The organism is Marinobacter sp. (genome assembly GCF_014859525.1).
Classification (GTDB): domain Bacteria; phylum Pseudomonadota; class Gammaproteobacteria; order Pseudomonadales; family Oleiphilaceae; genus Marinobacter.
Map to the genome: position 1 here is coordinate 1 of NZ_JACUUB010000083.1, position 10,490 is coordinate 10,490.

Below are 10,490 nucleotides of genomic sequence, written 5' to 3' on the forward strand. Positions count from 1 at the left end.
ACCATTTCCCCCGCGCCGGATTCCCGCAGCGAACGGGTTTTATCCAGCACCATGGCGCCGGAGACTTCCGGCATGCGCACGGAGAAAGTCCCGCCGAAACCGCAACATTCGCTTTCATGGTCGTGGTCCAGGCGCTCTACGTTGGCCAGTTTACCCAGCAGTTCCCGGGCATGCAGATGGGTGTTCATTTCCCGGCGGGCGGAACAGGAGGTGTGCAGGGCAATTTGCGTTGGCTGGCCCAGATCCTGCCAGTTTACCTTGCACACGTGCAGCAGAAATTCCGTCAGCTCGAACGTCCGCTCGGCCAAGTCTTCCGCCCGTTTCAGGGTCTCGGGTTCGTCGGCAAAAACGTCGTGGTAATGCTGCCGGAACATACCGGCGCAGGAGCCCGAGGGCACCACCACCGGCAGACCGTTGTCCAGCAGATTGAGCTGCGCCCGGGCGACTTCTCGCGCTTCGTTCACATAGCCGGAAGTCCAGGCTGGCTGGCCGCAACAGGATTGCGCTTGGGGAAAGTGCACGGCAATGCCTTCCCGCTCCAGCAGGCGAATAGCGTCCAGCCCCGCTTCCGGGAAAAACAGATCCACCACACAGGTGCCAAACAGCGTTACCTCGGACGGCTTGGCCGGGTACACCCGGGGCTTCGGTCGCTCCGGCGCCACGCGGGTGGCGTTGGGAGCGGCGTCGTAAAACAGCTCACTCATCAGTCATTGCCTCCGGGCGATACAGCCATCCGCTGCCACCCGTCATCGTTATGTCAGCGTTACCGGCTCATCAGCGGATCGATCAAACCGAAACCATAGGCCGCCAGCAGCGCAATCAGGCCCGTTACCAACAGGTAGTATAGGGTTGGCCACACGGTCTTACGCAGGGTCTGCCCCTCACGGCCCAGCAGGCCAACCGTGGCAGACGCCGCCACCACGTTGTGAATGGCCACCATGTTACCGGCGGCGGCACCCACCGCCTGTACGGCAACCATGAGCGCGGTGGACAGGCCGAGGCTTTCAGCGACACCAAACTGGAACTGGCTGAACATCATGTTGGATACGGTATTGGAGCCAGCCAGAAACGCGCCCAAAGCGCCTACTGTCGGTGCCAGCAGCGGGTAGATACCACCAACCGAATCCGCGGCCCAGGTGGCCATGGCCAGCGGCATACTGGGCAAATCAGACATATTAACGCCAGAGTTGATCAGTATCCGTACCATGGGCACCGTGAACAGCAGAACAAACCCGGCGCTCAGCAGCACACCACCGGATTCCTTCACCGCCGAATTCAGGGCGCGCAGATTCATCCGGTGGATGAAGAAAGTGGCCAGCACCACCATCACCAGAATACCGCCTGGCAGGTACAGTGGCTGAATACCGGCATTGATGCCCGCCTCACCCAGAATGTTCGAGAAAGACACACCAACGCTCGTGAAGGCCTGCTTGATGGGGTCAACGGTGCGGCTCAGCACCAGTATAATGCCCACCAGCACATAGGGTACCCAGGCGCGGAATCCGCTCATGGGCTTGCCCGCGATGTCTTCCAGCTTCATCTCGATGGTGCCCAGCCACTCGGAGGGCCAGTCTTTGCGATCGGCAAAATCCCACGTCTTTTTGGGCATCAGGAAGCCCTTTTTCGCCGCCATGGTCACGATTGCCAGGCCAATCAGGCCACCGAGCAGAGACGGGAATTCCGGCCCCAGAATCACACCCGTCAGTGCGTAGGGAACCACAAAGGCAAGACCGGCAAACAGGGCAAATGGCAGCACCTCCAGCCCTTCTTTCCAGCTTTTGTTCTTGCCGAAAAAGCGGGTCATCATGGTCACCATCAGCAATGGCATGACCACACCCACGATGGCGTGGGTAATCGCGACTTCTGAGGTGATCAGCTGCATATAGGTATCCCAATTGGAACCAACCGCCTCCAATCGTTCAGTGATGGTGGCGCGGTCGAGACCGGTGGTTACCCCGACCACCACCGGAGTGCCCACGGCACCGAACGATACCGGCGTACTCTGCACCATCATGCCCAGCATCACCGCCGCCATGGCCGGGAAGCCCACGGCCACCAGCAAGGGCGCGGCGATGGCCGCTGGCGTGCCAAAGCCCGAGGCGCCTTCAATAAAGCTGCCAAACAGCCAGACAATGATGATGGCCTGAATACGGCGGTCTGGCGTGATGTTGGTAAAGCCGGCGCGAATGGTGGTGATCGCTCCCGAATGTTTCAGGGTGTTCAGCAGCAGGATGGCACCGAAGATAATCCACAGCAGGCCAATGGTAATCACCAGGCCTTGCAGGGTAGAGGCAAGGATGCGGTTCAGGGTCATATCCCAGGCGCCGTAACCGATCAACGCGGTGACCAGAAATACCACGGGCATGGCCCGGCGGGCTGGCCAGCGCAGGCCAATCAGAAGGATTCCGGCCAGCAGAATCGGGGCAAAGGCCAACAGAGCGAGCAATCCGGGCGACATGATTTTCTCCAGCGTATTGTTATTGGATACTGTTTTTGGATAATTGGTAATACCAATTTTCAAGTCATTCCGGGTACGTTATTTGAACAACCTTTAGCCTGTCAAAAGCAGAATCTTCGACATTCGTCTAATTGCCATCGAGTTTTACTGGGAAAACAAGCACAAAGAAGGATAATATTTATTGGTCAGACCAATTTTTTCAGATCAGCTGGAGCCGTACATGGCCATCAATCAAGTTGCGCCCAGGCGCCTCGCCGACACCATCGTTGAGCAACTGGAAACCATGATTCTGGAAGGCGCGTTACAACCGGGCCAACGGTTACCCCCGGAGCGGGTCCTCGCGGAACAGTTTGGCGTGTCCCGGCCATCGTTGAGGGAAGCCATCCAGAAACTCGCAGCCAAAGGCCTGCTTAACAGTCGGCAGGGGGGCGGCAACTTTGTTACCGAAACGCTTGGTGCCAGCTTCAGTGACCCGCTGATCAAATTACTGGAGACTCACCCGGAGGCACATCGGGATCTGCTGGAATTTCGTCGCACCCTGGAGGCCGACTGCGCTTACTACGCAGCGCAAAGGGCTACCGAGGTCGATCGCGAATACCTCACGCAAGCCTGGACCGCACTGGACACCTGTTACCGCGACAACTCCGACCACAACCTCGAAACCGAGGGCGCAGCCGATGCCCGTTTTCATATGGCCATCGCCGAGGCCAGCCACAACGTGGTGCTGATGCACACCATGCGTAATCTGTTCAGCATGCTCAAGAGCAACATCGTGACCAACATTGGTGGCATGTACGCCAAGACCTCCAAAACACGGCAGGGGCTGGTCGACCAGCATTCCCGGCTGTTTCAGGCAATCATGGAAGGAAGGGCGGAAGATGCCCGGGCGATCGCCGGCCACCACATCGAGTTTGTTCAGCAGACCATCTGGGAACACTCGGAAAACGAACGGCGCAAAGAGCGGGCACTGCGCCGGGAACGGCACAACGCTGACGAACAGGCATAAAAAAAACCGGGGAAAACCCCGGCTAAAGCAATCACACGATGCACCAACACAATGCAAATCGTCCTGATGAGTTCCTAACCTAAACGATCCACGTGACCGTTTGGTGACAGCAGCATTATTCTGGCAATTTTTCCCAGACGGTGAGTTCAGAAAAGCTGTGCTGGAACTTGTTGCGGGTTTCACGGATCACAAACGGCAGGCTTCTAGGCTCACCCAGCAGGCTGAAATGAGGCTCCAGCATCGCCTTCAGGCCATCGAGTGTGGTGAAGGGCTCGCCGTTTTTGAGGTAACCGCCCACCCACTCGGATTTCGGCGTGTATTCCTCCAGCCAGGTGTAAGGCGATGCAATCACCAGCAAACCCAGGTCATTGATCCGCTCATGGATGGTTTTCAGGAACAGGGACGGCTGGTACAGCCGGTCGATGAGGTTACCCGCCAGCACCAGGTCATAATCCCGGTAATTGTCGCCCAGATTGCAGGCATCGCCCTGATGGAAGGCAACACGATGCCCGGCGTCGGCCAGGCCCAGAGCCGCCAGTGAATGTTCCTGATAACTGACCAGCGCACCCTCCTCGGGCCTGGCGTAGCGGGCGACACCGTTGGCCACCACATCCCGGCAGGTATTGACGAAGGTCTGGGAAAAATCCACACCATCCACGTGATCAAAATGGCGGGCCAGTTCCAGTGCAGTCCGGCCTACGGCGCAGCCAATGTCCAGCGCCCGACAGGTTTCACGGCCATCCAGCGCCTCCATGGCGGCATCTGCCAGCTCTTTCGGGAAATTGGCCTCGCCATGCCAGGACTCACCAAAGTGAAACTCCAGGTACTGAGCCAGGGTGGTATCGTTTTCATAGTAATCGCTGGGATTGCTCACCATTATCTCCTTGCCGGGGCCCTGTCTGAATTTCAGAGGGCGGAAACCGGATTGATGTTGATTAACGAGTCTTGAAAATACATCCAGAAAGTACCACTGTCAGTCATCTTGCTGACGACCACAACGGAGAACCACGTTGACTCTGCCCGATTACTCCCTGCTCGAACTGGCCTCCGTGCGCGAAGGCGACTCGGTCAGCACTACGTTGGCGAACAGCGTTGCCTATGCCCAACACGCCGAAACACTGGGCTTCAAGCGATTCTGGCTGGCCGAGCATCACAACATGGAGGGCATTTCCAGCTCCGCCACCTCGGTGCTGGTGGGCCATATTGCCGGCAAAACCCACAGCATCCGGGTTGGCTCCGGCGGCGTGATGCTGCCCAATCACCCACCGCTGGTGGTCGCCGAACAGTTTGGCACCCTGGAATGCCTGTATCCCGGGCGCATTGACCTTGGCCTGGGCCGTGCACCGGGTACCGACCCAATCACCGCCAGGGCGCTGCGCCGGGAAGGCCTTGGGGCTGAGCAGTTCCCGGAAGACGTTGCCCGCCTGCAAACGCTGCTGGGCCCGCTACAACCTGGCCAGCCGGTAAAAGCCATACCCGGTGCGGGTACCAACGTGCCACTCTGGTTGCTTGGCTCCAGCCTGTTCAGCGCCCAGCTGGCCGCCGCTCGCGGTTTGCCCTACGCCTTTGCCGGCCATTTCGCGCCGCGCCTGTACCGGGAAGCCCTGAGGGTTTATCGGGACAACTTCCAGCCCTCTGCGCAGCAGCAAAGGCCCTACGCCATATTGGCCATCCCGGCGGTTCCCGCTGACTCTCTGGACAAAGCCCGCCACCTGGCAACCACCAGTTATCAACGCATCCTGTCCCTGTTCCGCGGCCAGCCCCTGTGGATGAGGCCGCCGGTTGAATCCATGGACAGCCTCTGGAACGCGGGTGAGAAAGCCAGCGTACTGGATTTTCTGGCGTTACAGGTCCTGGGCAATGCCGACGACATCCGCCTTCAGCTGACCAACCTGCTGGCGGATATCGAGGTGGACGAACTGATGTTTACCATCGACATCTACGACCCGGCGCAACGCCGTCATGCCCTGGATATCCTGGCGCAAACCAGGGCTCAGAGCACGGTTTCAATGGCTTCGATCAACTGAGGGTCGTTCGGGCGTACTCGGCTCGGGAAGCTGGCCGTGACTTTGCCATCCCGGTATACCCACAACGGCTCGCGCTGTTCACCAGCAGCGACAATCACAGCATTATTACCCTGTGCATTGTTAGACTCCTGTTCTGCTGACTGGAATGAATACGATGGCGCGCGACAAACCGCTCATCGCCCACAACCGTGCAGGAACCCACGATCAACCACCGGAGAAATTCCCGTGTCTGAACCCGATGTTTTCGTCTTTCTCTCCCACGGACTGGAAAGCGGCCCCGGCAGCACCAAAATCCAGGCGCTGAAATCGGTCGCGGAAGCCTTCGCCGGCGTGCGAGCCGAGGCCATTGATCATCGTAGCACCAAAGACCCGGCTCAACGCCTTGAACAGATGCGCAGCGCCATGGCCGCTGCCGGCGCAGACCCGGCCCGTAGCGTTCTTGCCGGCTCCAGCATGGGGGGCTGGGTCTGCGCGCAAACCAGTGCAGACACGCCGGTGCTGGGCTGTTTTCTGCTGGCCCCGGCCCTGGCCTTGCCAAAATATCCTGAAAGTCGCCCCTGTATTCGCGCGCAGTTCACCCAGATAATTCACGGCTGGCACGATGATGTGGTGCCGCCGATGCCGGTGATCGAACTGGCACAATCGCAGAACCTGCCGATTTTGATGTTGCCCGACGATCACCGACTGACACTAAGCGTCAATCGCGTTGCCAATGAATTCCAGGCCTTTCTCATTACTGCCGGATTAAAAACGGGTAACAGTTGATAACAGTCATCCAAATCCCGTGCATGGCCGAATCATTTTGGTAGGGTAGTCAGACTGCCCCGCCTGTTGCCAACAAACGTTCCGGCAGGGCAACAATCCAATGATGAGAGAGGAGTCACCAATGAGCGATTTCAATAAAAGCCGACGGGTTTTCCTGCGCACTGCTGCACTGGGCGTCGTTGCCGTTCCACTGGCAAAAGTCGCCACGCACGTACCCACCGCACACGCAGAAAAGCCAAAAGCTAAAGATGGTCACGCTCTGGATTATGTAAACAACGGTCCTGACAGTGCCCACGCCAAGTTCCAGGAAGGGCACAAATGCGCCAATTGCGTATTCTGGGCGGGTGAAGTGTCGGATGGCTGGGGCGGTTGTAATCACCCTCAGTTCAGCAATGTCCTGGTCTCGGCAGAGGGCTGGTGCAACACTTACGTACCTCGCGGATAATTGTAGTTCAAGGCGGCCACACGGCCGCCTTTTGCGTCTACAGCCCTTATTACCCAAGCACTCTAACCCGCCCCCGCCCTTGAAGAATATCCGAATAATCTGACAATTCATGGACTTGCGATATATAAAACCTGTCGCCAATATCATCTGATTTTAGTCATTGCCTTGCGAAAACCCCATTGTTTTGCCAGTCTTTAATAATGTAACAAAGGATTTCATCAATAAAACAAACGGAGACAACGCGATGAGCAACACAAGTAAATTCAGAAAACTAGCCGGCTTCTCGGCGTTAGCCTTTGCCGCCATGACGGCAGCAAACTCGGTCAACGCTGCCAACTGGCGCTATGCCCATGAAGAATACGCGGGTGATGTTCAAGACGTTTACGCCTATAAATTCAAAGAATACGTCGAGGAAAATTCGGACCATACCGTTCAGGTATTCCGCTTTGGCGAGCTGGGTGAATCTGACGATATCATGGAGCAAACCCAGGCCGGCATCCTTAACTTTGTAAATCAGTCCCCGGGCTTTACCGGCTCGTTAATTCCAGAAGCCCAGATCTTCTTCATTCCATATCTGATGCCAACCGACATGGACACCGTGATCAAGTTCTTCCGTGAGTCCAAGGCTATCAACCAAGACTTCCCCGAACTCTATTCCGAACAGGGTCTTGAACTGCTGAAGATGTACCCCGAGGGCGAAATGGTTGTCACTCTGGATGAGCCCTTCACCAAGCCCGAAGAACTCCGTAACAAACAAATTCGGGTAATGACCAATCCGCTGCTCTCTGAGACCTACTCAGCCTTCGGCGCGACCCCAACGCCGCTGCCCTGGGGCGAAGTGTATGGCGCTCTGCAGACCAATATGATTCAGGGACAGGAAAACCCGATTTTCTGGATCGAGTCTGGTGGTCTGTATGAAGTGTCTCCAAACCTGGTATTTACCGGCCACGGCTGGTTTACCACGGCCATGATGGCCAACCAGGATTTCTACAACGGCTTGTCTGACGAAGACAAGAAACTGGTCCGCGATGCGGCCGACTTCGCCTTTGAAGAGATCGTAGTGCACATCGACGGCCTCGCTGACGAAGCTCTTGAAAAGATCCAGACTGCCAGTGACCGAGTGACCGTTACCCGTCTGAACGAAGAGCAGATCGAAGCCTTCCGTGCCCGCGCACCGCAGGTTGAAGAGCGCTTCATCAATATGACTGGTGACCGTGGCAAGCAACTGTTGGAGCAGTTCCAGGCCGATCTTGAAGCCGTTCAGGGAGAGTAAAACGGCAGGATGCAAAGGGTGGTCCAAGACCACCCTTTGCTGTCCGGCCCTGGTTCAATCCTGCCCCGCCAAGGAACCGATCGGTCGGGGCGACATGTTCTGGAGCAAACCCCATGTCAGAACTTCCTCAGGAGGTTGAAGACGATACCGGAAGCTACCAATCCGGTTTGCCTGGCTTTCTGGGCACGATTGACGAGTGGATCGCCAAAACGGAAGCCGTCATCCTCGCCGCCGGCGTCATTCTGATGGCCATCAACACCTGCGCCAATGTGATCGGGCGCTTTGTGTTTGGTGAAAGCCTGTTTTTCTCCGGCGAAATCAACCGTATTCTTATCATCCTGATTACCTTTGCCGGCCTCGGTTATGCCGCCCGCCATGGTCGCCACATCCGCATGTCAGCAATCTACGACGCCTTGCCTGCCAAGGGCCGCAAAGTCTTGATGATCTTCATTTCTCTGTTCACCTCAATGGTCATGTTTTTCTTGTGTTACCACGCCTACGGCTATATTGAAACGCTTTACAGTCGTGGCCGTATTTTGCCGGCTCTGGGCCTGCCCATCTGGTGGATCTATATCTGGGCACCTGTTGGTTTTGCCGTAACCGGCATCCAGTATTTGCTTACCGCCATCAAGAACCTCACCAGTAAAGACGTTTATCTTTCTACCGGCGTTATCGATGGTTATGCCGACACGGAAACAGAGGTCTGACGCAGTCGTAACCCGATAAGGAACAGGAAGACTAACTATGGCAACCATACTGATGTTGATCATGATCGGGCTACTGCTGCTTGGCTTCCCGATGATGATCCCACTGACCACCGCCGCCGTGGTCGGTTTCGTCATGATGTTTGACGGCTTCGGCCAGATGCAAACCTTCATCCAACAGATGATGGGCGGTATCCGGCCAGCGTCGCTGATTGCAGTTCCCATGTTTATTTTGGCCGCTGACATCATGACCCGGGGCCAGTCTGCTGACCGCCTGATCAATATGGTCATGTCGTTCATTGGCCACGTAAAAGGTGGGCTGGCCATCAGTACGGCCACCTCCTGCACCCTGTTCGGTGCGGTCTCCGGATCGACTCAGGCTACCGTGGTTGCGGTCGGCTCACCGTTGCGCCCAAAGATGCTGAAGGCAGGCTATTCTGACCCCTTCACACTGGCGCTGATCATCAATGCCAGTGACATCGCTTTCCTGATTCCGCCCAGTATTGGCATGATCATTTACGGGGTTATCTCGGAAACCTCCATTGCCGAGCTGTTCATCGCAGGCATTGGGCCCGGCGTTCTGATCCTGTTCATGTTCTCAATCTACTGCCTGATTTACGCCTACCGGAATAACGTGCCAACCGAAGAAAAAGCCAGCTGGAAACAACGAGGCCTGGCCGTTCGTGATGCCTCCTGGCCGCTGATGTTCCCGGTCATCATTGTCGGTGGCATATACGGTGGCATCTTTAGCCCGACCGAAGCCGCCGCGGTGTGCGTGCTCTACGCGTTCCTGCTTGAGTTCGTTATTTTCCGTTCCCTGAACCTGAAAGACATCTACAAAATTGCCAAGTCCACCGGCCTGATCACTGCGGTGGTGTTCATTCTGGTCGCAGTCGGTAACGGGTTTTCCTGGATCATTTCTTTTGCCCAGATTCCCCAGGCCATTCTCGAAACCGTGGGCGTGAACGAAGCCGGCCCGGTTGGCGTGCTGATCGCCATCTGTATCGCCTTCTTTATTGCGTGTATGTTTGTAGACCCGATCGTGGTGATCCTGGTACTGACCCCCATCTTTGCGCCGGCCATTCAGGCCACCGGGTTAGACCCGGTACTGGTGGGGGTGCTGATCACGTTACAGGTGGCCATAGGCTCTGCCACACCGCCCTTCGGGTGTGACATATTTACCGCCATCGCCATCTTCAAACGACCCTACATGGAAGTGATTCGTGGTACGCCGCCGTTCATCTTCATGCTGATCACCGCGGCCGGCCTGATCATCGCCTTCCCCGAGATTGCGTTGTTCTTGAGGGATCTGGCCTACAGGGATTGAGCCGGGCCATGGGCCCGGCCCATAACAGGAGATTGTTATGTTCAAACGGATTCTGGCGGCTGTCGATGGCTCCAAAACGTCGCTGAAAGCGCTGACCAAAGCCATTGACCTACAAAAGCTGATGCCCGGTGCGGAGATTCTTATTATCTGCGTGTACAAACACCACAGCCTGTTTGAAGCCTCGCTCTCCATCGGGCGACCGGATGACATGGATATTCCGGATAAGGTGTTGTCAGGGTACGCCAAAGACGTGGTGAACCACGCCAAGGAATTTGCCAAGGAACAAGGGGCTACCAAGGTTCGAGGCTTTGTGAAAGCCGGCCGACCCTCCAAGGTGATCGTCAAGTTTGCTCAGGACAAGGAGGCCGATCTGATTGTGGTTGGCACCAAGGGCACCAACAGCGACAAAGACGGTATGTTTCTGGGCAGTGTCTCCCACCGGGTAGCATCCCACGCCAAGTGTCCGGTACTGGTGGTCTAAGAGC

Annotated in this window: 11 protein-coding genes; 8 read left to right on the top strand and 3 right to left on the bottom strand. The window is 56.8% G+C overall.

Features of this window, described 5'->3' with window-relative positions; translation table 11 throughout:
• Together IBX51_RS12935 and IBX51_RS12940 are read right to left on the bottom strand one after the other, a co-directional pair.
• A partial coding sequence (locus tag IBX51_RS12935) for a (Fe-S)-binding protein (protein ID WP_291831697.1) occupies positions 1-704 on the bottom strand: 704 nt, incomplete at its 3' end.
• Between the two features lie 59 nt (positions 705-763).
• Positions 764-2,458 (bottom strand): L-lactate permease, encoded by a 1,695-nt coding sequence (locus IBX51_RS12940; protein ID WP_291831698.1) that lies wholly within the window; start codon positions 2,456-2,458, stop codon positions 764-766.
• Positions 2,459-2,678: 220 nt separating this feature from the next.
• Between IBX51_RS12940 and IBX51_RS12945 the strand changes: the two genes are divergently transcribed.
• Positions 2,679-3,464, top strand: coding sequence for a GntR family transcriptional regulator (locus IBX51_RS12945; RefSeq protein ID WP_291831699.1), 786 nt, complete (start codon positions 2,679-2,681; stop codon positions 3,462-3,464).
• 115 nt (positions 3,465-3,579) lie between these two features.
• Here the strand turns inward: IBX51_RS12945 and IBX51_RS12950 are convergent, their stop codons facing one another.
• Positions 3,580-4,338: a putative 4-mercaptohistidine N1-methyltransferase gene (locus tag IBX51_RS12950; RefSeq protein ID WP_291831700.1), complete on the bottom strand. Its 759-nt coding sequence runs from the start codon at positions 4,336-4,338 to the stop codon at positions 3,580-3,582.
• Between the two features lie 136 nt (positions 4,339-4,474).
• Here IBX51_RS12950 and IBX51_RS12955 point away from each other — a divergent pair, with 136 nt between their 5' ends.
• The 7 genes from IBX51_RS12955 (at position 4,475) to IBX51_RS12985 (ending at position 10,486) form a co-directional block, all read left to right on the top strand.
• Positions 4,475-5,491, top strand: a complete 1,017-nt coding sequence (locus IBX51_RS12955) for an LLM class flavin-dependent oxidoreductase (protein WP_291831701.1) — start codon at positions 4,475-4,477, stop codon at positions 5,489-5,491.
• Between the two features lie 225 nt (positions 5,492-5,716).
• Complete coding sequence (locus tag IBX51_RS12960; protein WP_291831702.1) at positions 5,717-6,256, top strand: YqiA/YcfP family alpha/beta fold hydrolase; 540 nt, start codon at positions 5,717-5,719, stop codon at positions 6,254-6,256.
• A gap of 121 nt (positions 6,257-6,377) precedes the next feature.
• Positions 6,378-6,701 (top strand): high-potential iron-sulfur protein, encoded by a 324-nt coding sequence (locus IBX51_RS12965; RefSeq protein ID WP_291831703.1) that lies wholly within the window; start codon positions 6,378-6,380, stop codon positions 6,699-6,701.
• Positions 6,702-6,945: 244 nt separating this feature from the next.
• On the top strand, positions 6,946-7,974 hold the full coding sequence (gene dctP, locus IBX51_RS12970; protein ID WP_291831704.1) for a TRAP transporter substrate-binding protein DctP: 1,029 nt from the start codon (positions 6,946-6,948) through the stop codon (positions 7,972-7,974).
• A gap of 113 nt (positions 7,975-8,087) precedes the next feature.
• Entirely contained in the window at positions 8,088-8,681 is a 594-nt protein-coding gene (locus IBX51_RS12975; RefSeq protein WP_291831705.1) for a TRAP transporter small permease, read from the top strand.
• A gap of 37 nt (positions 8,682-8,718) precedes the next feature.
• Positions 8,719-10,005, top strand: coding sequence for a TRAP transporter large permease (locus IBX51_RS12980; protein WP_291831706.1), 1,287 nt, complete (start codon positions 8,719-8,721; stop codon positions 10,003-10,005).
• 37 nt (positions 10,006-10,042) lie between these two features.
• A complete protein-coding gene (locus IBX51_RS12985; protein WP_291831707.1) occupies positions 10,043-10,486 on the top strand; it encodes a universal stress protein in 444 nt (147 codons plus the stop codon).
• Positions 10,487-10,490: the final 4 nt, after the last annotated feature.